The organism is Nocardia wallacei, assembly GCF_029869545.1.
GTDB lineage: Bacteria > Actinomycetota > Actinomycetes > Mycobacteriales > Mycobacteriaceae > Nocardia > Nocardia wallacei_A.
This window is the reverse complement of the sequence record NZ_JARWQD010000148.1, coordinates 15701-38074: the sequence shown is the minus strand read 5'-3', so window position 1 is coordinate 38074 and position 22374 is coordinate 15701. Positions and strand designations below refer to the sequence as shown.

Annotated in this window: 21 protein-coding genes; 18 read left to right on the top strand and 3 right to left on the bottom strand. The window is 70.3% G+C overall.

The window, feature by feature from the left end:
* Positions 1-15: 15 nt before the first annotated feature.
* From QH290_RS12010 to QH290_RS11935, 16 genes are all read left to right on the top strand, one after another.
* On the top strand, positions 16-1755 hold the full coding sequence (locus tag QH290_RS12010; protein WP_280268871.1) for a CTP synthase: 1740 nt from the start codon (positions 16-18) through the stop codon (positions 1753-1755).
* On the top strand, positions 1752-2405 hold the full coding sequence (locus QH290_RS12005) for an NUDIX hydrolase (protein WP_280268872.1): 654 nt from the start codon (positions 1752-1754) through the stop codon (positions 2403-2405). The genes QH290_RS12010 and QH290_RS12005 overlap by 4 nt, the downstream gene beginning before the upstream one ends.
* A gap of 210 nt (positions 2406-2615) precedes the next feature.
* The gene (locus tag QH290_RS12000) at positions 2616-2924 is read left to right on the top strand and encodes a hypothetical protein (RefSeq protein WP_280268873.1); all 309 of its coding nucleotides are present in this window, start codon (positions 2616-2618) and stop codon (positions 2922-2924) included.
* Positions 2925-3092: 168 nt separating this feature from the next.
* Positions 3093-4019 (top strand): site-specific tyrosine recombinase XerD, encoded by a 927-nt coding sequence (gene xerD / locus QH290_RS11995; RefSeq protein WP_280268874.1) that lies wholly within the window; start codon positions 3093-3095, stop codon positions 4017-4019.
* A gap of 122 nt (positions 4020-4141) precedes the next feature.
* Entirely contained in the window at positions 4142-5530 is a 1389-nt protein-coding gene (locus QH290_RS11990) for an acyltransferase domain-containing protein (protein WP_280382873.1), read from the top strand.
* A 265-nt stretch (positions 5531-5795) separates the two neighbouring features.
* On the top strand, positions 5796-6767 hold the full coding sequence (locus QH290_RS11985; RefSeq protein WP_280268876.1) for a ParA family protein: 972 nt from the start codon (positions 5796-5798) through the stop codon (positions 6765-6767).
* Entirely contained in the window at positions 6764-7702 is a 939-nt protein-coding gene (locus tag QH290_RS11980; RefSeq protein ID WP_425303588.1) for a segregation and condensation protein A, read from the top strand. The genes QH290_RS11985 and QH290_RS11980 overlap by 4 nt, the downstream gene beginning before the upstream one ends.
* A gap of 164 nt (positions 7703-7866) precedes the next feature.
* A complete protein-coding gene (gene scpB / locus QH290_RS11975; protein ID WP_280268895.1) occupies positions 7867-8514 on the top strand; it encodes an SMC-Scp complex subunit ScpB in 648 nt (215 codons plus the stop codon).
* Positions 8515-9099: 585 nt separating this feature from the next.
* Complete coding sequence (locus QH290_RS11970) at positions 9100-10089, top strand: pseudouridine synthase (RefSeq protein ID WP_280382884.1); 990 nt, start codon at positions 9100-9102, stop codon at positions 10087-10089.
* A gap of 89 nt (positions 10090-10178) precedes the next feature.
* Complete coding sequence (gene cmk / locus QH290_RS11965; protein WP_280382883.1) at positions 10179-10847, top strand: (d)CMP kinase; 669 nt, start codon at positions 10179-10181, stop codon at positions 10845-10847.
* The gene (gene der / locus QH290_RS11960; protein WP_280268877.1) at positions 10844-12265 is read left to right on the top strand and encodes a ribosome biogenesis GTPase Der; all 1422 of its coding nucleotides are present in this window, start codon (positions 10844-10846) and stop codon (positions 12263-12265) included. Before cmk ends, der begins: the two co-directional genes overlap by 4 nt.
* Positions 12266-12633: 368 nt before the next feature.
* Positions 12634-13347 (top strand): MerR family transcriptional regulator, encoded by a 714-nt coding sequence (locus QH290_RS11955; RefSeq protein WP_280382882.1) that lies wholly within the window; start codon positions 12634-12636, stop codon positions 13345-13347.
* 70 nt (positions 13348-13417) lie between these two features.
* Positions 13418-14500, top strand: a complete 1083-nt coding sequence (locus QH290_RS11950) for an amidohydrolase family protein (RefSeq protein WP_280382872.1) — start codon at positions 13418-13420, stop codon at positions 14498-14500.
* Positions 14501-14667: 167 nt separating this feature from the next.
* Positions 14668-14868, top strand: coding sequence for a hypothetical protein (locus QH290_RS11945; protein WP_280382871.1), 201 nt, complete (start codon positions 14668-14670; stop codon positions 14866-14868).
* A gap of 54 nt (positions 14869-14922) precedes the next feature.
* Positions 14923-15099 carry a hypothetical protein gene (locus tag QH290_RS11940; protein ID WP_280382870.1) on the top strand — a complete coding sequence of 59 codons (177 nt, stop codon included), beginning with the start codon at positions 14923-14925 and terminating at the stop codon, positions 15097-15099.
* Between the two features lie 59 nt (positions 15100-15158).
* The gene (locus QH290_RS11935) at positions 15159-15371 is read left to right on the top strand and encodes a hypothetical protein (RefSeq protein ID WP_280382881.1); all 213 of its coding nucleotides are present in this window, start codon (positions 15159-15161) and stop codon (positions 15369-15371) included.
* Here the strand turns inward: QH290_RS11935 and QH290_RS11930 are convergent.
* Positions 15334-17448, bottom strand: coding sequence for a putative bifunctional diguanylate cyclase/phosphodiesterase (locus QH290_RS11930; RefSeq protein ID WP_280382869.1), 2115 nt, complete (start codon positions 17446-17448; stop codon positions 15334-15336). The two genes, QH290_RS11935 and QH290_RS11930, sit on opposite strands and share 38 nt — an antisense overlap.
* Positions 17449-17577: 129 nt before the next feature.
* Here QH290_RS11930 and QH290_RS11925 point away from each other — a divergent pair, with 129 nt between their 5' ends.
* Together QH290_RS11925 and QH290_RS11920 are read left to right on the top strand one after the other, a co-directional pair.
* Positions 17578-18384: an SAM-dependent methyltransferase gene (locus QH290_RS11925; RefSeq protein ID WP_280268881.1), complete on the top strand. Its 807-nt coding sequence runs from the start codon at positions 17578-17580 to the stop codon at positions 18382-18384.
* Positions 18385-18543: 159 nt separating this feature from the next.
* On the top strand, positions 18544-18963 hold the full coding sequence (locus QH290_RS11920) for a protease inhibitor I42 family protein (protein WP_280268882.1): 420 nt from the start codon (positions 18544-18546) through the stop codon (positions 18961-18963).
* A 179-nt stretch (positions 18964-19142) separates the two neighbouring features.
* Here the strand turns inward: QH290_RS11920 and QH290_RS11915 are convergent, their stop codons facing one another.
* Both QH290_RS11915 and glpK read right to left on the bottom strand, forming a co-directional pair.
* A complete protein-coding gene (locus tag QH290_RS11915; protein ID WP_280382868.1) occupies positions 19143-20819 on the bottom strand; it encodes a glycerol-3-phosphate dehydrogenase/oxidase in 1677 nt (558 codons plus the stop codon).
* A gap of 32 nt (positions 20820-20851) precedes the next feature.
* On the bottom strand, positions 20852-22372 hold the full coding sequence (glpK, locus tag QH290_RS11910; RefSeq protein WP_280268884.1) for a glycerol kinase GlpK: 1521 nt from the start codon (positions 22370-22372) through the stop codon (positions 20852-20854).
* Positions 22373-22374: the final 2 nt, after the last annotated feature.

Here is a 22374-nt window from a genome sequence, read left to right as displayed (position 1 = left end):
TTAACGTGAAGTCCCGTGGGTCAATCACGGATTCCGGCGCTCTCTCCTAATCAGACGGCCACCAAACTCATCTTTGTCAGCGGTGGTGTCGCCTCCTCCCTGGGGAAGGGACTGACTGCCTCCAGCCTCGGCCAGCTGCTCACCGCGCGCGGACTGCGCGTCACGATGCAGAAGCTCGATCCCTATCTCAATGTCGATCCCGGCACCATGAACCCCTTCCAGCACGGCGAGGTGTTCGTGACCGAGGACGGCGCCGAAACCGACCTGGACGTCGGCCACTACGAGCGCTTCCTGGACCGGAACCTGTCGGGCGATGCGAACGTGACGACTGGGCAGGTCTACTCGTCGGTGATCGCCAAGGAACGCCGCGGCGAATATCTCGGCGACACCGTGCAGGTGATCCCGCACATCACCGACGAGATCAAGCGCCGCATCCTGGCCACCGCGGGCCCCGACATGTACGGCCACGTGCCGGATGTGGTCATCACCGAGATCGGCGGCACCGTCGGTGACATCGAATCGCAGCCGTTCCTCGAGGCCGCCCGGCAGATCCGCCACGAGGTCGGCCGCGAGAACGTCTTCTTCCTGCACGTCACGCTGGTGCCGTACCTGGCGCCGTCGGGCGAGCTGAAGACCAAGCCGACCCAGCACTCGGTGGCGGCGCTGCGCAATATCGGCATCCAGCCCGACGCGCTGATCCTGCGCTGCGACCGCGACGTGCCGCAGCCGCTGAAGAACAAGATCGCGCTGATGTGCGACGTCGACGTCGACGCCTGCATCTCCACCCCGGACGCGCCCTCGATCTACGACATCCCGCGGGTGCTGCACCGCGAGGGCCTGGACGCCTATGTGGTGCGCAAGCTGGGCCTGCCGTTCCGCGACGTGGACTGGACAGTGTGGGGCGACCTGCTCGATCGGGTGCACAACCCGCGCGAACACGTGACCGTCGCACTGGTCGGGAAGTACGTCGACCTGCCCGACGCCTACCTGTCGGTGACCGAGGCGCTGCGCGCGGGCGGGTTCGCGGCGCGCGCGAAGGTCAACATTCGCTGGGTGCAGTCCGACGAGTGCGAGACCCCCGCCGGTGCCCAGCACCATCTGCACGACGCCGACGCGGTCCTCATCCCGGGCGGATTCGGCATCCGCGGCATCGAGGGCAAGGTCGGGGCGATCCGCTACGCGCGCACCCGCGGCATCCCGCTGCTGGGACTGTGCCTGGGCCTGCAGTGCGTGGTGATCGAGGCGGCCCGCTCGGTCGGCCTCGAGGACGCCAACTCGGCCGAATTCGAGCCCGACACCGAGCATCCGGTGATCTCGACCATGGCCGACCAGAAGGAAGCGGTGGCCGGTGAGGCCGACCTGGGCGGCACCATGCGCCTGGGCGCCTATCCGGCCGTGCTGCAGCCGGATTCGGTGGTCGCGCAGGCCTACGCCGCCACCGAGGTGTCCGAGCGCCACCGGCACCGCTACGAGGTGAACAACGCCTACCGCGACAAGATCGCGCAGAGCGGGCTGCGGTTCAGCGGCACCTCCCCGGACGGGCATCTGGTCGAATTCGTCGAGCTGCCCGCCGACCAGCACCCGTACTTCGTTGCCACCCAGGCACATCCGGAGCTCAAGAGCAGGCCCACCCGGCCGCATCCGCTGTTCGCCGGGCTGATCAACGCGGCGCTGAAATACAAGGCGGCCGAACGGCTTCCGGTCGATATCGAGGGCGAGGTGACCCTCGGCGAAGGGGAGCGGGTCGCGCAGTGAGCGCCCCCGGGTCGCACGATTTCGAGACGGTCTCCAGCAGCACCGTGTACTCGGGTGCGATCCTGGCGCTGCGGCTGGATCAGGTGGCGATGCCCGGCGGGCGGGTGGCCGAGCGCGAGGTGATCGAGCACCACGGTGCGGTCGCGGTCGCCGCGCTCGACGACGACGGGAATATCGTGCTGATCAACCAGTACCGGCATCCGCTCGGCCGCCGGTTGCTGGAACTGCCCGCGGGCCTGCTCGACCAGCCGGGCGAGGATCCGCTCGCCGCGGCCCGCCGCGAGCTCGCGGAGGAGACCGGGCTGGCCGCCTCGGAGTGGGCGGTGCTGGTCGACGTCGCCCTGTCTCCCGGCTTCACCGACGAGTCGCTGCGCATCTATCTGGCCACCGGATTGCACGAAACCGACCGCCCCGAACCGGAATTGGAGGAGGCGGACCTCGAGATCGTGCGCATGCCGCTCGACGACGCCGTCCGCGCCGCCCTGGCGGGTGAGATCGTCAACGCCACCGCCGTGGCGGGCGTGCTGGCGCTGGCCACCGCGCACAGCCGGGGGATCGCCCCGCGCCCGGCCGACGCGGCGTGGCCCGGCATGCCGACGGCGTTCCTGAGGCGCAAGGCTCGCGCGGCCACGGCGGACGGCGCGGAATAACGGGACCGGTCGGTGGACACCGCGGGCGCGAGAACGCGTGCGACTCATGCAATCCGAATCCTTCGCGTGCGCGGTTGCCGCCGGGTTCCTGGTGCCGCGCCGCTCTGGTATGCATGAGGGTATGCGCAAGGTGAGCCCGGTGACGGTCATCCTGAATCCACCGGTGGCACCCTGCGCGCGCGAGGCCGAATCGGCTGCGGCGCACGACGCATGAGACGCGGCGAGGTCTGGCAGTACGCCCCGGTCCTGCCCGACGGCACCCCGGCACCGCGGCGCACCACCGTCGTCCTGGTGTCGGACCCCGCGGTGATCGTCTCGCCCTACCGCTGGCTGCACGTGGTCCCGATCGCCGACGTGGACCCGGGGCACGTGCTGACGATTCACACGTGTCACGGCTGGGCCGATGCGCTCGAGTTCCACCGGGTGTACCGGGTGTGGCTGGCGGAGTTGGCGGGGGAGTTGAGCGCGGACGAGATGGATGCCTTGGATACGCGGCTGCGGGCGGCGTTGAGCCTGTGAGGCTTCCCGTCCTGCGGGGGTGTTGCGTTTCGTTCTGCGTGGTGTGGGGCGGGGCTGACATTATGTGAGCCGTGAATGCCGAGACCCTGCCGCCCGAGCTGTGGCGGTCGGCTGCGCCGAGCCGTGGTGTTCGGCCCGGGCGCGGGGTTCGGCGGTAGGGAGCGGCGGGTGTTGCAGCGGGAGATCGAGGCGTATCTCGACCATCTGACGGTCGAGCGGGGCGCGGCGCGCAACACCTCCAGTGCTTACCGGCGCGATCTGGACCGGTATCGGGAATTCCTGTCGCAGCGGGGGATCGGCGGGCTGGACGCCGTCACCGAGGGCGATATCGCCGATTTCGTGGTGGCGCTGCGGGCGGGCGGGGACGGGTATCCGCCGCTGGCGGCCAGTTCGGCCGCGCGGGGGCTGGTCGCGGTGCGCGGGCTGCACCGGTTCGCCGCGGCCGAGGGCATCACCGCGGGCGATGTCGCCCATGCGGTCAAGCCCCCGGCCCCGGCGCGGCGGTTGCCGAAAGCCCTTCCCTACGAACAGGTTTCGCGACTGCTGGAGGCGGCCGGGGGCGCCGGGCAGGCCGACGGCGGGCCCCGCGGGCTGCGCGATCGCGCACTGCTCGAGCTGCTGTACTCGACCGGCGCGCGCATCTCGGAGGTGGTCGGCCTCGACGTCGACGACATCGACGCCGCCGACCGCGCGGTGGTGCTGCGCGGCAAGGGCGGCAAGCAGCGCATGGTGCCGATCGGCCGCCCGGCCCTCGACGCCCTGGACGGCTACCTGGTCCGCGGCCGTCCCGCACTGGCGGTGCGCGGCAAGGGAAATCCGGCACTGTTCCTCAACGCGCGCGGCGGCCGCCTGTCCCGCCAGAGCGCCTGGCAGGTCCTGCAGGACGCCGCCGAACGCGCGGGTATCGGGTCGGCGGTGTCACCGCACACGCTGCGCCATTCGTTCGCGACGCATCTGCTGGACGGCGGCGCCGACGTCCGGGTGGTGCAGGAGCTGCTCGGGCACGCGTCGGTCACCACCACCCAGATCTACACGCTGGTCACGGTGAACACACTGCACGAGGTGTGGGCGACGGCACATCCGCGGGCGCGGTAGGCGTCGCGGCCCGATGACCGGTCGGTCCGGTGTGGCATATTGTCTGACCGGATCAGCTGTACCGCGTCACAGGAGGACCAGTCATTTCCAGCTACAGGCTGCCGGACGGGCGGATTCCCGTCGTGCTGTCCGCCGAGACGCCGGAACTGCTGGTGCGTGAGGCCACCGCGGTGCGCGAATTCCTGGGCGGGCATCCCGAGACGAGCGCGGAGGAGATCGCCGCGGCGCTGCTGCGCACCCGCACCGTGCGGCCGACGCGCGCGCTGGCCATGGTGTCCGGTCGCGACGATCTGCAGCGCGCGCTCGACGCCGTGGTATCGGGGGACGGCGACCCGGCGGTCGTCCGCGGCGACCGGCCCGCCACCGCGCAGCGCCACGGCTTCGTCTTCCCCGGGCAGGGCAGCCAGCGACCCGGGATGGGCGCGGTGTTCTATGAGCACTCGCCCGCCTATCGCGCGCAGGCCGACGTCTGCGCGGCGATCCTGAGCGAGGAACTCGCGGCGCCGGAGCCGCTGCACTACCTGCTGGTCGACGACGACAGCTACACCGACGACATCGGCGTGGTGCAGCCCGCGCTGTTCGTGCACACCCTGGGGCTGGCCGCGATGTGGCTCGCCGCCGGGGTGGAGCCGGTCGCGACCATCGGGCACAGCCAGGGCGAACTGGCCGCCGCGGCGGTCTGCGGGATGGCCACGGTGCGCGACGCGCTGGTGGCGACGAAGGTGCGCGCCGACCTCATCGCCGAGCACGCGCCGCCCGGCTACACGATGGCCGTGCTGGGCGTCGACATCGACGAGTGCGAATCGCTCGTCGCGCGCAGCCTCGGCTGGGTGAAGCTGTCGGTGGTGAATTCGCCGCACATCGTGGCCGTGTCCGGGGATCGTCCGGCGGTGCTCGAGATCATCGAGCGCGTCCGCGGGAGCGGGCGCTTCGCCAAGGAGATCCGCGTCGAGTATCCGGCGCATACCGAGGTGCTCGCACCCTATCGGCGCATCGCCACCGAGGGCGTCCGCGAGCATCTGTACGAGCAGCGATTCAGCGAGTCGCCGATTCCGCTGTTCGCCGCGACGATCGGTGACCGCGTGCCGCCCGGCCTGCCGCAGGCCGAGTTCTGGTTCCTCAACATCCGCAACCGGGTCCGGTTCGACCGGGCCACCATGGCCGCCGCGGACAGCGCCGACACCTTCATCGAGCTGGCCGATCACCCGATGCTGGCGCTGGCCGTGCAGGAGAGCCTCTACGCGGCCCGGACCGCGGCGCAGGCACCGGCCGACTTCCGGCTGCTCGGCACCTCGCGCCGCGAATCCGGCGATCTCGGCGAGTTCACCCGCAATCTCGCGACCGTCGCCGTGCACGACCTGGCCTTCCGCTGGGAGCTGCTCGCGGACGGGTCGCAGCGCAAGCCCGGTTTCGCGGTGCCTGCGGACTTCCCGAAGCGGGCGCTCGCCGATACCACCGGCATCGACGACGAGGTGCCCACCTGGATCATTCCGCCGGAAGAACCCGCCTGAGGCCCACGCCTCGGGGAGCGTCCCCGGAATCGGCCGGTGCCGCCCGGCGCCGCGGCTACTGTTGACGGCAGCGCCCTGCTCGCGATCCACTCGACATCCGGGACCGCCGCGGACATGATCCACTGAGCGTGTCCGAACGGAGGTCTTGCGCTCCGAAGCGGTAGCGTCTATGGGGTCCCTGGTGCGACCCTGGGTAGCGCCGGGCGGGAACTGTCTCGCGGTGCTCGGCGGGGCATTGGCTAGGAAAATTGAAGGAGCAGCGGATATGACGACAGCCGGTGCGGCCGAGCCGCCGATGAGCGCTGCGGCAGAACCGCTTTCACAGACCCGGTCGAACCCGCCGGCAGAGCAGGCGGCCCACACACTATGGGAGGCGAACGACATCGTGGCGGACGGCACGGAACTCGGCCCGACCGGACGCCCCTTGCGCGAGATTCCGGAACCTCCTCCGGCGCCCGCCGAAGGGGAGGCGCAGATCGTCGCCATGTGCAACCAGAAGGGCGGCGTCGGCAAGACCACCTCCACCATCAATCTCGGTGCCGCGCTGGCCGAATACGGCCGCCGCGTGCTGCTGGTCGACCTGGATCCGCAAGGGGCGTTATCGGCCGGTCTCGGCGTGGCCCACCACGACCTGGATCTCACCGTGCACAACCTGCTGGTGGGCGGCCGGGCCAGCGCGAGCGACGTCCTGCTGAAGACCAAGGTCGACAACATGGACCTGCTGCCCAGCAATATCGACCTGTCCGCGGCGGAGATCCAGCTGGTCAACGAGGTCGGCCGGGAACAGACGCTGGGCCGCGCCCTGGCCTCGCTGCGGGGCAGCTACGACTACATCCTCATCGACTGCCAGCCGTCGCTGGGCCTGCTCACGGTCAACGCGCTGGCCTGCGCCGACGGCGTGATCATTCCGATGGAGTGCGAATACTTCTCGCTGCGCGGCCTGGCCCTGCTCACCGACACCGTGGAGAAGGTGCGGGACCGGTTGAATCCCCGGCTGAGCCTGTCGGGCATCGTGGTGACCATGTTCGATGCGCGTTTGCTGCACTCGCGGCAGGTGATGAACCGGGTGGTCGAGGTGTTCGGAGACCTGGTGTACCACACCGTGATCAACCGCACCGTGCGGTTCCCGGACGCCAGTGTCGCCGGTGAGCCGATCACCACCTGGGCGCCGAAATCGGCTGGCGCGGAAGCGTATCGGGCGATGGCACGGGAAGTCATCCACCGGTCGGGCCGGTGACGGAGCCAGCCACCGCAGCCGCCCAGGATTCGACCGACCCCGCCACTCCCGCCGCGCCGAGTCCGGCACCGGACCCGGCGAACGATGCTGCCGTGGCGGACAATCCGGACAGATCGAACGTATTTCACCTGCGGCTGAGCAACTTCGAGGGTCCGTTCGACCTGCTGCTGCAGCTGATCAGCCAGCGCCGCCTGGACGTCACCGAGGTGGCGCTGCATCAGGTCACCGACGAATTCATCGCCTACACCAAGGCGCTGACGGCGAGCCTGGACGCCGATCCCACGCTGCGTGCGGACAAGATCCTCGACCAGACCACCGAATTCCTGGTGGTGGCCGCGACGCTGCTGGATCTCAAGGCGGCGCGGTTGCTGCCGTCGGGGGAGGTCACCGACGAGGACGATCTGGCGCTGCTGGAGGCGCGCGACCTGCTGTTCGCGCGGCTGCTGCAGTATCGGGCGTTCAAGCAGGTCGCCGAGCTGCTGGGCGAGCTCGAGCAGGCCGCGCTGCGGCGGTATCCGCGGGCGGTGTCGCTGGAGGAGCGGTTTCTCGACCTGCTGCCGGAGGTTACGCTGGGTGTCGACGCCGCCGGCTTCGCCGAGATCGCCGCGGCGGCGTTCCGGCCACGCCCGGTGCCGAAGGTGGGGCTCGACCATCTGCACTCGCACGCCATCTCGGTGGCCGAGCAGGCCGCGCTGGTGCTGGAGATGCTGAAGAACCGCGGGGCGGGCGGCTGGACGACGTTCCGCGAGCTGTGCGGCGACTGCGACGTGCCGATTCAGATCGTGGCCCGCTTTCTCGCGCTGCTCGAGCTCTACCGGGGCAAGACGATCGAATTCGACCAGCCCGATCCCCTGGGCCCGCTGGCGGTCAGCTGGCTCGGCGACGAGGGCGACGAACCGAGGGAGACGATCACAATCGACGAGGACTACGGGTGACGAGGGCGGATATCGAGGTGCAGGATTCGGCCGGTGAGCACGAAACCACCGACACCGGGATCTCGAGCGAGGTCGGTGGTGCCGGTGGGGTCGGTGGTGCCGATACCACGGTCGATGCGGGTGACGTTGTTCCCGAAGGCGACGCCCGCGGCGACGTCGACGACGTGGACGAGCCGTCCGAGCCCGGCAGCCTCGACGACACCGAATTCCGGGCCGCGCTGGAGGCGATGCTGCTGATCGTGGACGCGCCCGCGCCGGTCGAACTGCTGGCCTCGGCGCTGGACGACAGCGAGCAGCGCGTCGAGCAGGCGCTGCGGGAGATGTCGGCGGAGTTGACCGCGCGGGGCAGCGGGATCGACCTGCGGTTCGTCGGCGACGGCTGGCGGTACTACACCCGCACCGACTTCGCGCCGTACGTCGAGCGCATGCTGCTCGACGGCGCGCGATCCAAGTTGACCAGGGCCGCTTTGGAGACTCTGGCGGTGATCGCGTACCGTCAACCGGTTACGCGAGCACGGGTGAGCGCCGTGCGCGGTGTGAATGTGGACGGCGTGATCCGCACCCTGGTGGCGCGCGGGCTGATCGCCGAGTCCGGAACCGATCCGGAGACCAACGGCACCCTGTACATCACCACCGAACTGTTCCTGGAACGGATCGGGCTCGCGTCGCTGGCGGAACTGCCGTCGCTGGCGCCCCTGCTGCCGGGCGTCGACCTGATCGATGAGATCAACGAGAGCCTGGAGACCGATCCGCGGTACACCAGGCTGAGGAAACCCGCCGAGGCAGATATCGACCTCGGCTCCGAGGATTGACAGGACATCGTGAACACACCCGCTCGCCGAGATGGCACACCGGATCGTAGAAAACGCAGCGCGGAATCACCCCGCGGATCGGCGCGAGAGCGCGGCACCCAGGGTGGGCGGGGTGGTGCCGGTCGCGGCGGGGGTTCCGAGGGCCGGGGCGGGTCCTCGGGTCGCGGCGCGGCACCGCAGGGGAGGGGCGGGTATTCGCAGGATCGCGGCGGCGCGGGCCGAAACCAGCGCGGCGGATTCGACAACGAGCGCGGGCGGTCGGCCGCGGGCGGGCGCGGTCGCTACGACTCCGGGCGGGGTGGTAACGACTCCGGGCGCGGTGGTTCGTCGTCCGGCCGTGGCGGTTACGAGTCCGGTCGTGGCGGGTTCCAGGGCCGGGGCGGGAGCACGTGGGGCGATCGGCGCGACTCGGGCTCCGGCCGCGGCCGCCCGGCCTCAGGTGGCCGCGGCGGATTCGACTCCGGCCGTGGTGGTTTCGCTGCGGGACGCGGCGACCGGCGCGAATTCGACTCCGGGCGCGGCCGATCCGGACCGGGCGGTCGGGGAGGATTCGATTCCGGACGTGGTGGGGCCGGACGTGGGGGCCTGTCGGATCGTGGATTTCCAGCGGGGCGGGGCGGGCGCCGGGCGCCCGACGCACTGCCCGGGCGTGGTGAAAGCCGTTCTCTCGCAGGCAAACCGGGCATCGGTGGGGGGCGGCCGCTGACGCCCAAGCCCGCGCCCAGCCGCAATCCGAAGCCGAAGCCGAAGCGGAAGCAGCCGACCGTGCTCAGCTTCGCCAAACCGGCCCGCCATCAGAACGCCGAACCGGAGCAGACCGGCCCGAAGAAACTGCCGTGGGGCGAGGGCGAGCGGCTGCAGAAGGTGCTGGCCAAGGCCGGGGTGGCCTCGCGCCGCGCCGCCGAGGAGCTGATCGATCAGGGCCGCGTCGAGGTCGACGGCGCCATCGTGCGCGAACAGGGCCTGCGCATCGATCCGAACACCGCCGTGGTCCGCGTCGACGGCGTGCGCATCGTGGTGCGCGACGAACAGGTGTACCTGGCGCTGAACAAGCCCAAGGGTTTCCAGTCGACCATGTCCGACGAAATGGGCCGCCCGTGCGTGGGCGATATCGTCGCCGAGCGGGTGATGGCCGGGCAGCGGCTGTTCCACGTCGGGCGCCTGGACGCCGAGACCGAGGGCCTGCTGCTGCTCACCAACGACGGCGATCTCGCCCACCGGCTGATGCATCCGTCCTTCGAGGTGGCCAAGACCTACCTGGCGACCGTGAACGGTGAGGTCCACCGCGAGGTCGGCAAGCGGCTGCGCGCGGGCGTGGAGCTCGACGACGGCCCGGCCACGGTGGACAAGTTCACCGTGCTCGAGGTCGGCGAGGGCAAATCGCTGGTGAAGGTGGTGCTGCACGAGGGCCGCAAACACATCGTGCGGCGGCTGCTGGCCGCGGTGGACCATCCCGTGATCGCGCTGGTCCGCACCCATATCGGCCCGGTCGCGCTCGGCGACCAGCGACCCGGCACGCTGCGGGTGCTGGGCCGCGACGAAATCGGAAAGCTCTACGAGGCGGTGTCGTTGTGAGAGGCGGTGTCGGTGTGAACGGTGTGCAGGCAGGAGGGGTCGTCGTGGACGGTACGGAGCTGTCCCGGTCGTCGTCACTGGTCGTCGCGATGGACGGCCCGTCGGGCACCGGGAAGTCGAGCGTGTCGCGCCGGCTCGCGACCCGGCTGGGCGCGCGCTACCTGGACACCGGTGCGATGTACCGGGTGGCGACCCTGCGGGTGCTGCGCGTCGACGTCGACACGGCCGATGCGGCGGCGGTGGCCACCGCGGTGAAGGATCTGCCGCTGACCATCGGCACCGATCCGAGCCATGAGGTGATCGAACTCGACGGTGTGGACGTGTCCGCGGAGATTCGCGGCAATACCGTCACGCGGGCCGTGTCGGCGGTGTCGGCCGTGCCCGAGGTGCGGGAGCAGCTGGTGGCGCTGCAGCGCGAAATCGCCGTCGCCGCAGGGCGAATCGTGGTCGAGGGCCGCGATATCGGCACGGTCGTGCTGCCCGATGCCGACGCCAAGATCTATCTGACGGCGTCGGCCGAGGCTCGGGCCCGGCGACGTAATCAGCAGAACATCGCCGAGGGGCGCGGCGACGATTACGAGGCGGTGCTCGCCGATGTGCAGCGCCGCGACAACCTGGACTCCACCCGCGCGGTCTCGCCGCTGCGCCCCGCCCCGGACGCGGTGCTGGTCGACACCAGCGAGCTGACCCGGGACCAGGTCATCGACGAGCTGTACCGGGTTGTGGCACAGCAGGTTTCGGCAGGAGGGCGGCAATGACCCAGGAGACCTTCGCCGATGACGGGGTCTGGGCCGACGAAACCGAGTGGGAGATCGCCGATCTCGAGGGCGATGTCGAGGCGCACGAGCACGTTCCGATGCCGACGGTGGCCGTCGTCGGCCGGCCGAACGTCGGCAAATCCACTCTGGTGAACCGCATTCTGGGCCGCCGCGAGGCCGTGGTGGAGGACGTGCCGGGCGTGACCCGCGACCGCATCTCCTACGAGGCGTCCTGGTCCGGGCGGCGGTTCCTGGTGCAGGACACCGGCGGCTGGGAGCCCGATGCCAAGGGGTTGCAGCAGGCCGTGGCCCGGCAGGCCGAGCTGGCGATGCGGACCGCGGACGCGATTCTGCTGGTCGTCGACGCGACCGTGGGTGCGACCGCGACCGACGAGGCGGCCGTGAAGGTGTTGCGCCGCTCCAAGACTCCGGTGATCCTGGTCGCCAACAAGGTCGACAGCGAGAAGCTGGAGGCCGAGGCGGCCACGCTGTGGTCGCTCGGGCTGGGGGAGCCGCGGATGGTCTCCGCCTCGCACGGCCGGGGGACCGGTGACCTGCTCGACGACCTGCTGGAGGTGCTGCCGGAGACGCCGCGGGAGGGCAGCGGCGGGATCGGCGGGCCGCGGCGCGTCGCCCTGGTGGGCAAGCCGAACGTCGGCAAGTCCAGCCTGTTGAACAAGCTGTCGGGCGATGAGCGGTCCGTGGTACACGACGTGGCGGGTACCACCGTCGACCCGGTCGACTCGCTGGTCGAATTGGGCGGCAAGCCATGGCGTTTCGTCGATACGGCGGGCTTGCGCCGAAAGGTGGCCAATGCCAGCGGCACCGAGTTCTACGCGTCGCTGCGGACCAAGTCGGCCATCGAGGCGGCCGAGGTCGCCATCATGCTGATCGACGCCTCGCAGCCGATCACCGAACAGGACCTGCGGGTGATCAGCATGGTCGCCGATTCCGGTCGCGCCCTCGTGATCGCCTACAACAAATGGGATCTGGTCGACGAGGACCGCCGATACCAGCTCGAGCGCGAGATCGACCGCGAGATGGTGCAGGTGCCCTGGGCGCAGCGGGTGAACATCTCCGCCCAGACCGGCCGCGCGGTCCAGAAGCTCGTTCCCGCAATGGAAACCGCGCTGGAGTCGTGGGACAAGCGGATCCCGACCGGCCGCCTGAACTCCTGGCTCAAGGAGGTCATCGCGGCCACGCCGCCGCCGATGCGCGGCGGCCGCCTGCCGCGCGTGCTGTTCGCCACCCAGGCCACCACGCGCCCGCCGACCTTCGTGCTGTTCACCACCGGCTTCCTCGAGGCGGGCTATCGCCGCTTCCTGGAACGCCGCCTGCGCGAGGAATTCGGCTTCGACGGCTCCCCGGTGCGCATCTCGGTCCGGGTCCGCGAAAAGCGCGACCGCCGCAACCGCTAACCCCCGCTTTCCCGCACCCCCTCCACGTCCCCGCACCCCGAACACGGCCTCGCCGGGGGTGCGGTAACACGCTGGGGGTGCGGGAAAGCGGGGTGGCGCGGTTGATACCTATACCTGGATATGCGCATCTGGGCATGTGGTTCGGGTTCGGGTGGCGGTGTGATGGGGCTCACGGTAGGTTGAATTGGCTTGGCACCCAATCGAAGAGGGTTTCTTATGTGGAGTATCGCCGTGCTCTCCGTGGTCAGCGCCGCCCTGATCGGGGCCGCCTTCGTGGGCTCGTTCCCCGACCGCTGACTCGCCGGGGCCGCGTGCCGGGCTTGACCTTCGAGGCGGGTGGAAGGTTTACCGTCGAGAGCGTGAGCGGGATGCGGATTTCCGAGCTGGCCGAGCGCAGTGGGGTTCCGGCTACGACGCTGCGCTATTACGAGAATGCCGGGCTGATGCCCGCCGGGCGGACGGGGGCAGGGTATCGGGTCTACGGCGAGGACGCGGTGCGGCGGCTGGCGGTGATCGGTGCGGCGAAGGAGCTGGGGCTGCCGCTGGCCGAGATCGCCGAGGTGCTCGCCGTGTGGGACGGCGGCGCCTGCGCGGAGGTGAAATCGAAGTTGCGGCCGCGGATTGCCGAGAGCCTGGACCGGGCGCAGGCACGGCTGGCCGAATTGACCGAGTTCGCCGAGACGGCCCGTTCGGCGCTGCGTCGGCTCGATGCGCTGCCCGATCGCGACGCGCCGTGCGATGACGAATGCGGCCTCGGCGGGGGAGATCCGATCACCGCCGGGGAATCGTGGCGGACAGCGCCCATCGCGTGCGCGCTCGACCACGCGGCGCAGGCGGAGCGAACGACGCAGTGGCGCACGGCGATCGAGGGAGCCGAACGCCTCGCAATCCCGAACGGCCTGCGTTTGACGATCGCGGCCGACCGCGCCGGTGCGCTCGCGGCCCTGGCGGCAGCCGAACAGCGCTGCTGCCCCTTCTTCGGATTCACCATGCATTTCGACGGCCCATCGGTCCACTTGGACATCCGCGCCGCCGACGCGTCCGAGAACATGGTGACGGAAATCTTCGGCGCCGTTCACTGATCCCGGCCGAATGCGCGTGGCCTACAGTCGGGGTGGAGGACTGGGTGGGAGATGATCAGGGAATTGGAGGGTGAGCGCTGTGGACGGTGCGGCGGGAGACGATGCCAAGACCGTGCTCGACAATGTCCGGGTGTTCGACGGTCATCGGGTGGGTGAGCCGGTGACGGTGGTGATCGACGGTGCGGTGATCGGCACGGATCCCTCCGGTGGGCAGATCATCGATGCCGGGGGAGCCGTGCTGCTGCCCGGGCTGATCGATGCGCATGTGCATCTGGACCGGCCGGAGCAGGTGGAACGCCTTGCGGCACACGGGATTACCACGGCCCTCGATATGGCCTCCTGGCCGCCCGAGCAGGTGGCGGCGCTGCGCGAACTGCGCGGCACCACGGATGTGCGCAGCGCCGGGTTGCCGGTCATCGGCCCGGGCGGTATGCATGCGCGGGTGCTGCCAGCCGAGGCCGTCATCCACGGTCCCGAGGAGGCCGAGGAGGCGGTGGCCGCCCGGGCCGCGTCCGGATCCGACTACCTGAAGCTGGTGCTGGAGGCACCGGGCGAGGGCGGACCGGAGGCGGTGACGGCGAAGGCCGTCGTGGTGGCCGCGCATGCGCGGCGCATGCTGGTGGTGGCGCACGCCGCATCGCCGGGCGCGTACGCCATGGCTCTGGACGCGGGTGCCGATATCGTCACCCACATTCCACTGGGCGCGCCCCTGAGCGGGCATGACGTCGGGCGCATGGCGACACAGCGGAGCGTGGCCGTGCCGACACTGACGATGATGGAGGGCATCGCCGCGGCCACCGGTAACGCTGCGGCATTCGCCCCGGCGCTGACCAGCATCGCGGAACTGCGTGCGGCCGGGGTGCCGATCCTGGCGGGCACCGACGCCAACGCCACCCCCGGCATCCCGTTCGCACCCGAGTACGGCGCGAGCCTGCACCACGAACTGGAACTGCTTGTGCGGGCCGGACTTTCGACCGTCGAGGCGCTCAATGCCGCCACCGCCCTGCCCGCGCGGCACTTCGGCCTGGCGGATCGCGGCGTGATCGCACCCGGCGGCCGGGCGGACCTGCTGCTGGTGGACGGCGACCCGGTCGCGGATATCGCTGCCACCCGGGCGATCCGGCGAATCTGGTGCGGGGGTGTGGCGCACTGACGCGCCCTGTCACTGCAGCAGGATCTGCTCCAGGAGCTTCTCGCCCTCCAGCAGCAGGAGGAACATGCCGTAGTAGATCCAGAGCATAGTGACTAAGTGTGCAACACGTTGCCGTCGCGGGTGCGGTGAGTCGGAGATCTCGGTGCGTGCGTGGCCACATCCGGCTCATGTCCACCTCCCTCGAATCCACCGCGCTCGAACCGGTCGACGTGACCGGAAGACTCGACGGCGCATCACGATTGCGGATCTTCTCGGTGCTGGCCGTCATCGTGCTGTTCACCGAGGTCGCCCCGCCGCAGTTCGCCATGGTGGCGGCGCTGCGCCAGATCGCGCCGACCTTCCCGGAGCAGGGCGCCGACATCAATTGAGCGATCATCATTTTCGGCGTCACCGGCGCCGCCGCCTCACCGCTGATCGGCAAGATGAGCGACATCTGGGGCAAGAAGCGGATGTTCCTCACCTGCGGCGTGCTGTTCCTGATCGGCTGCGCGATCTGCGCGGTCACCAGCGACTGGCTGCTGTTCCTGTTCGGGCGCGGCCTGCAGGCCACGGCGGTCATCTCCTACGGCCTGATCCGCGATCTGATGCCGCGCCGGTAGGTGCCGATCGGGCTCGGCATCGCCTCCACGGGCTCGGGGTCTCCGGCGCGGCGGGCCCGCTGATCGGCGGCTACATCGTCGACCACTACAGCTGGCGGGCGATATTCTGGTTCCTGTTCATCTTCACTCTCGTGATGATTCCCCTTGTGGCAGTGGTGGTTCCGGAGTCGAAGCTGCGGGTGCGCCAGCGCCTGGACGTGGTGGGCGCGGCGCTGCCACCGGCGGCACGGCCTACTACTGACCGGTGTCCGGCTCGGCGAGCAGCTTGGTGATCTGCTCGCCGGGCATCGGGTGGTGGAAGTACCAGCCCTGTGCGGTATCGCAGCCCAGATCCAGCAGCCGCTCGGCCTGGTGCGGCGTCTCGACGCATTCGGCGGTGACGGTGAGGCCGAGCTCGTGGCACAGGTCGATGATGGTGCGCAGCACCAGCAGATCGCTGCGGCCGGAGGCGCCCGGGGTGCGGATGCGGTGGATGAACGGCCCCGCGAGCTTGACCACGTGCAGCGGCAGGCGCCCGAGGTAGGCGAGATTCGAATAGCCGGTGCCGAAGTCGTCGATCGCGATGCGGACCCCGCCCTCGGCCAGGGTGCGCAACGCCTGCAGCGGCCGCCCGGAGGCGTGCATGAACGCCCGCTCGGTGAGCTCGAGCTGCAGCCGCCCCGGCTCTATGCCGGTCGAGACGATGACGTCCTGTACCCGGTCGAGCCAATCCGGATCGGCGACCTCCGCGGCGGAGACGTTGACACTGAGTGCCGGTGTTCGCTCACCGAAACGGTCGTACCAGTCCCGGGCGGTGCGGCAGGCGTCCTCGAGCACCACCATGCCGAGCGCGCCGATGTGGCCGCTGTCCTCGGCCAGATCCACGAACCGGGCGGGCGTGAGGGTGCCGAGCTCGGGATGCCGCCAGCGCACCAGCGCCTCCACCGCCACCGGCGTCCGGTCGGTGAGGGCGACGATCGGCTGGAAGTCGAGGAAGAACTCGCCGCGCCCCAGCGCCACCGGCATGGCCGCGGTCAGCTCGGACCGGGTGTGCTCGCGACGGCGGCGGTCGGCGTCGAATACCGCGTAGCGACCGCGCCCGTCGGCCTTGGCCCAGTACATGGTGGTGTCGGCGGCCTGTAGCAGCTCGTCGGTGGTGGTGTGGCCCGGGTGCTGGGCGGTCACCCCCACGCTGGCGGTGACGGTGAGGGGGTGGCCGTGGATGTCGAACGGTGCGGCCAGCGCGTCCAGGACGGTCCGGGCCAGGCGGGCGAGTTCGCCGTGGCCCGCCGAGCGCGGCACCAGCACCACGAATTCGTCGCCGCCCATGCGCGCGACCAGATGGTCCGGCTCGGTGATACAGGCCGCGAGGCGGGTGGCGGCCTGGGTCAGCAACTCGTCGCCGGCGGCGTGGCCGAAGGTGTCGTTGACGGCCTTGAAGTGGTCGAGGTCGACGTAGCACAGGCCGACCAGGGCGGTGGGATCGGCGAACGCCTCGGCGAGCGCGTCGAAGAAACGGGTGCGGTTGGCCAGCCCGGTCAGCGGGTCGTGGTGGGCGCGGTGGTGCAGCCGCTCGCGCAGCGCCCGCTGCTCGGAGATGTCCTCCACCAGCACCAGCGTGTACTGCGGCAGGCCTTGGTCGTCGCGGATCAGCGAGACGTTGATGTTGGTCCACACCGTGTGGCCGTCGCGGTGCCGGTAGGCCTTCTCCAGTTGCACGTTGTCGTGGTCGCCGCGCAGCACCCCGGCGTACAGCGCCCACATGCCGGGCGCGTCGTCGGGGTGGGTGAGCTCGTCGACGTTGAGTTCGGCCATCTCCTCCACGGTGTAGCCGAGCATGGTGGCGAAGGCGGCGTTGACCTCGATGATCCGGCCGGTCATATCCGACAGTCCGGTGCCGATCCCGGCCTGCGAGAACACGCCCCGCATCCGCGCCTCGCTGGCGCGCAGCTGCTCCTCGACCGCGCGCCGGGCCGCGATATCGGCGGCGCGCACGCTCTCCTGTTCGCTCAGCAGCCAGGCGCGGAACGCCCGCACATAGCCGGTGGCGAAGGCGGTCAGCACCTCGCCGGAGCGGTCACCGGGCACGCCGGTCGCGGCGAAATGGGCGCTGAGCACGCCGATGCTGCGGCCGAGAACCTCGTCGCCGACGAAATGCGCGCGGGCCAGCCGCACCCCGGCCGCGGCGGCGCGCGCGGTTCCGCCGGTGCGGGCGACGGCGTCGAGTTCGGCGGCCAGCCCGGCCAGCAGGTCGCGGACCTCGGTGGCGCTCAGGGGGACGACGTGATCGCGGGTCCCGCAGCCGAGTGCGGCCGACCAGCGCTCGGCCAGATCGGCGTGCAGGACGTCGCCTGACCCTTCCCACGCCATAGAGATCGATCGTAGTCCTGCCGTCCTGGACGTGTGAACCACACGCGTTTCTGTGGTTGCTCGAATACGATTGCGATGCTTTGCCTTCCGGTACCCGCGGCGGGTGCTGTGATCTCCAGAGAGGTTTCGATGACCAGACCGAGTTGGGCGCCCGAGGGAATCGACCTGGACCGGCCCAGTGCCTCGCGGGTCTACGACTATTTCGTGGGCGGTATGCACAATTTCGAGATCGACCGGGTGCTGGCCCGCCAGATCGAATCGTTCACGCCCAACGTCGCCGAGGTCATGCGCGCCAACCGCGATCTGCTGCGGCGCTGCGTGCGGGGCCTGGTCGACGCCGGAATCACGCAGTTCCTCGACCTCGGCTCGGGCATTCCGACGGTCGGCAACGTGCACGAGGTGGCGCAGGCGCGCAATCCCGAATCCCGGGTCGTCTACGTCGACATCGACCCGGTCGCGGTGGCGCACAGCCAGGCGATCCTGGCCGGTAACGACTACGCGAGCGTCATCCGGGCCGACGTCGCCGATCCGCAGGCGATCCTGGCCGATCCGGAGGCGAGGCGGGTGCTGGACTTCGACCGGCCCGTCGCGGTGCTGCTGCTCGGGGTGCTGCACTTCGTGCCCGACGAGGCCGACCCGGCCGGGTGCGTGGCCCGCCTGCAGGAGGCGGTGGTCCCCGGCAGCTACCTCGCGATCACGCACGCCACGGCCGACGGGCAGCCCGCCGAGGTGCTGGAGGCGCAGAAGCTGTCGGGCCGCACCTCCACCGAGATCGTGCTGCGGTCCCGCGACGAGATCGCCGCGTACTTCGGCGACTGGGAACTGCTCGAGCCGGGCCTGGTACACCTGCCGCTGTGGCGCCCGGAGAACCCCGCCGACGTCGGCTCACGTCCGGAACTGTCGGGCGCCTACGGCGGCCTCGCACTCAAGCACTAGCCGCCTCCTCGGGAGCATGTAAAGGGCGCGGGGAGATGGTTGCGTTCGGAAGGGTTGCTGGGGGCGGGTTTTGGCGGTTATCCGGTCGGTTGCTCGGGGGGCGACTGTATGGTGTGAGCGCCCCTGACGTATGGAAGGACTGTGGTGCGTACACCTTTGATGATGGTTGTGTTCGGTTTGGCGGTGGCCGTCGGTGGCCCGAGCGCGGTGGCCGTGGCGGCCCCGGCTCCCGCGCTGCCGAATCTCGTTGTGCCCGTGGCGGAACCGATGGTGGTCGGCACCGACGCCAACGGCACGGCCGTGACGTTGTCGTCCGGGAGCGAGCTCGTGGTCGCGCTGCCGGACGATCCGTCCACCGGCTACCGCTGGCAGATCGGCGAGAACGACGAGAACGTGCTGCATCAGGAGGGTGAGCCGCAGTTCCGTCCGAATCCGGGCGATCTGCTGGGCACCGGGCCGGGCACCTCGGTGTGGGCGTTCACCGCCGCCGACCCGGGCACCGCGCGGCTGTCGCTGGTATCGGTGCGCCCGGGATCCGCCCCGGCACAGGAGTTCACGCTGACCGTCACCGTGAACTGAGCGGGTTCGCGGGAGCGCCGGGACGGCAGCTGGCCCGCGTCGTTCAACTGCGTCCGGTCGTTCCGGCGAAAGCCGGAATCGAGTGGTGCCGTTCGTGTTTCAGGCCCCGACCCGGTCCCGGCGTTCGCCGGGACAACGGGTGATGTCGTCCGGGCGATGTCGCCGGGGACGGCCGTGGCTCAGGACACCGCGACCAGGCGGGCCGTGTTGGCCGTCTCGTCGTCGGTGGCCTCGTTGGCTGCCAGTTCGGCCCGCACGCGGTCGCGGTAGCGGGCGAGTTCGGCCGTCTTGGTGGCCTCGTCCCAGCCCAGCTGCGGGGCGACCAGGTCCGCCACCGCCGCGGCCGCGGTGAGGCCGCGGTCGGGCACCTCGATGGAGATGCGGGTGCGGCGGGTCAGGATGTCGTCGAGGTGCAGCGCGCCCTCGTGGGTGACCGCGTATACCGCCTCCGCGCCGAGGTACTCGCTCGCGCCGGGCAGCGGCAGGCCCAGTTCCGGTGCGGCGTCGATCATTCCGAGCAGTTCGGTGGTCAGCGCGCCGTAGCGTTCGAGCAGATGCGACACCGTCTCCACCGGCAGCCCGGCCCTTGCCGCGACACCCTCGGCGTCGTCGAGCATTTCGTGATAGCCGACCGCGCCGAGGATGGGCAGATTCTGGGTGACCGACGGCGCCATCGCCGACCCGAACCCCGCCACCGCGGCATCCACCACATCCGCGGCCATCACGCGGTAGGTGGTGTACTTGCCGCCCGCGATCACGAACAACCCCGGAACCGGTTCGGCCACAGCGTGTTCGCGCGACAGCTTCGAGGTGTCGCTGGAGGCGCCGGACAGCAGCGGGCGCAGGCCCGCGTAGGTGCCGACGATGTCGTTCTCGGTGATCGGTTCGCGCAGTAGCGAATTCAGATGATCGAGGATGTAGCGGACATCGGTGGCGGTGGCCACCGGATGGTTGCGGTCCAGCGACCAGTCGGTGTCGGTGGTGCCGATGATCCAGTGTTCGCGCCACGGGATCACGAACAGCACGCTCTTCTCGGTCTTCATGATCAGGCCGGTGTCCAGATTCAACCGTTCCCGCGGCACCATGATGTGCACGCCCTTCGACATGCGCACGTGGAACGGGAAATCCACGCCGGTCATGGCGTTCATCTCGTCGGTCCACACGCCGGTCGCGCTGATCACGCTGCGGGCCCGCACGTCGTAGGTGCGGCCGGTCTCGAGATCGGTCACCGTCGCGCCCACGACCTGCTCCCCCTCACGGAGCAGGCCGGTCACCCTCGTCCGGGTGAGCACCGTGGCGCCGTGCTGGGCGGCGGTGCGGGCGAGCATCATGGTGTGCCGCGCGTCGTCGACCTGGGCGTCGAAGTAGCGGATGGCGCCGGTCATGGCGTCCTCGCGCAGTGCGGGCGCCAATTCCAGTGCGCGCGTGCGGCTCAGGTGCTTGTGCATGGGCAGCGCGCGGGCCCCGCCCAGGGTGTCGTAGAGCGCGACGCCCGCGCCGATGTAGGGGCGTTCCCAGTGGTGCTGCAGCGGGAACAGGAACGACACGGGGCGCACCAGGTGCGGGGCCAGCCGGTTCAGCAGCAGTCCGCGCTCCTTGAGCGCCTCCCGCACCAGCGCGAAGTCCAGCTGCTCGAGGTAGCGCAGGCCGCCGTGGATGAGCTTGCTGGAGCGGCTGGAGGTCCCGGCCGCCCAGTCGCGGGCCTCGACCACGACGGTGGTCAGCCCGCGGGCGGCGGCGTCCAGGGCGGCGCCGGCGCCGACCACGCCGCCGCCGATCACCAGGACGTCGATGTCCTTGCGGCCCAGGGAGTTCAGCCCCTCGGCGCGGTACTGCGAATCCAATTGTGTTGTCACTGCAGTATTTCTCTCTCGTATGCGGTGATGGGTCACTCGTCGACGTCGACCCAGTCGAGGGTGCGCGACACTGCTTTCTTCCAGCGGGCGTAGCCACGCTCGCGCTGCTCGTCGGTCCAGGTGGGGGTCCAGCGCTTGGACTCCTGCCAGTTCTGTGCCAGTTCGTCGGTGTCCTTCCAGAATCCGACCGCGAGCCCGGCGGCGTAGGCGGCGCCGAGCGCGGTGGTCTCGGCGACCACCGGCCGCGACACCGGCACGCCCAGGAAATCGGCCTGCAGCTGCATGCACAGCTCGTTGGCGGTGACGCCGCCGTCGACGCGCAGCACATCCAGCTCCACCCCGGAGTCGGCCTGCATGGCCTCCACGACATCGCGGGTCTGATAGCAGATGGCCTCCAGCGCGGCGCGGGCCAGGTGGGCGTTGTTGCTGTAGCGGGACAGGCCGACGATGACGCCGCGCGCGTCCGAGCGCCAGTACGGCGCGAACAGCCCGGAGAACGCGGGCACGAAATAGACCCCGCCGTTGTCGGAGACCTGCCGGGCCAGCGATTCGCTCTGTGCCGCACCGGAAATGATGCCCAGCTGGTCGCGCAGCCACTGAATCGCCGACCCGGTCACCGCGATCGACCCCTCCAGCGCGTACACCGGCCGTTCCGTGCCGAACTGGTAGGCGACGGTGGTCAGCAGGCCGTGCTGCGAGCGCACGATCTCCTCACCGGTGTTGAGCAGCAGGAAGTTTCCGGTGCCGTAGGTGTTCTTGGCCTCGCCCGGCCGGAAGCACAGCTGCCCGACGGTGGCGGCCTGCTGGTCGCCGACGACGCCCGCCACCGGAATCTCCGCCTGGAACGGGCCGTCGGCGGTGGTGGTGCCGAACAGGCCCGGATTCACCGACGGCTCGATCTGCGGGAGCATCGCGCGCGGCACGCCGAACAGCTCCAGCAGTTCGTCGTCCCAGTCGAGGGTCTCCAGGTTCATCAGCATGGTGCGGCTGGCGTTGGTGACATCGGTGACGTGGTGGCCGCCGCGGGCACCGCCGGTGAGATTCCACAGCACCCAGGTGTCGGCGGTGCCGAACAGCGCGTCGCCGCGTTCGGCGGCCTCGCGCACGCCGGGGACGTTGTCGAGAATCCACTTCAGCTTGCCGCCGGAGAAGTAGGTGGCGGGCGGCAGGCCGGTCTTGTGCCGGATGGTGTCGGCGTGCCCGGCGCGTTCCAGCTCGGTGACGATGCGGTCGGTGCGGGTGTCCTGCCACACGATGGCGTTGTAGTAGGGGCGTCCGGTGCGCTTGTTCCACACGATGGTGGTCTCGCGCTGATTGGTGACGCCGACCGCGGCCAGGTCCTCGGCGGTCAGATCCGCCTTCGCCAGTGCGGTTTTGATGACGGTGCTGGTGCGCTCCCAGATCTCGGCCGGGTTGTGTTCGACCCAGCCGGCGCGCGGCAGGATCTGCTCGTGTTCCAGCTGCCAGCGGGTGACCTCGTTGCCGCCGTGGTCGAACACCATGAAGCGGGTGCTGGTGGTGCCCTGGTCGACGGCTCCGACATACCGGGTCATCG

Excerpts from the sequence above, each read along its gene's own strand:
- der (WP_280268877.1), top strand. The coding sequence starts at position 10,844 with ATGACCCAGGAGACCTTCGCCGATGACGGGGTCTGGGCCGACGAAACC.
- QH290_RS11985 (WP_280268876.1), top strand. The coding sequence starts at position 5,796 with ATGACGACAGCCGGTGCGGCCGAGCCGCCGATGAGCGCTGCGGCAGAA.
- QH290_RS11925 (WP_280268881.1), top strand. The coding sequence starts at position 17,578 with ATGACCAGACCGAGTTGGGCGCCCGAGGGAATCGACCTGGACCGGCCC.
- QH290_RS11945 (WP_280382871.1), top strand. The coding sequence starts at position 14,668 with ATGTCCACCTCCCTCGAATCCACCGCGCTCGAACCGGTCGACGTGACC.
- cmk (WP_280382883.1), top strand. The coding sequence starts at position 10,179 with ATGGACGGCCCGTCGGGCACCGGGAAGTCGAGCGTGTCGCGCCGGCTC.
- QH290_RS11920 (WP_280268882.1), top strand. The coding sequence starts at position 18,544 with ATGATGGTTGTGTTCGGTTTGGCGGTGGCCGTCGGTGGCCCGAGCGCG.
- QH290_RS11930 (WP_280382869.1), bottom strand. The coding sequence starts at position 17,448 with ATGGCGTGGGAAGGGTCAGGCGACGTCCTGCACGCCGATCTGGCCGAG.
- QH290_RS11955 (WP_280382882.1), top strand. The coding sequence starts at position 12,634 with ATGCGGATTTCCGAGCTGGCCGAGCGCAGTGGGGTTCCGGCTACGACG.
- QH290_RS12000 (WP_280268873.1), top strand. The coding sequence starts at position 2,616 with ATGAGACGCGGCGAGGTCTGGCAGTACGCCCCGGTCCTGCCCGACGGC.
- glpK (WP_280268884.1), bottom strand. The coding sequence starts at position 22,372 with ATGACCCGGTATGTCGGAGCCGTCGACCAGGGCACCACCAGCACCCGC.
- QH290_RS11940 (WP_280382870.1), top strand. The coding sequence starts at position 14,923 with ATGAGCGACATCTGGGGCAAGAAGCGGATGTTCCTCACCTGCGGCGTG.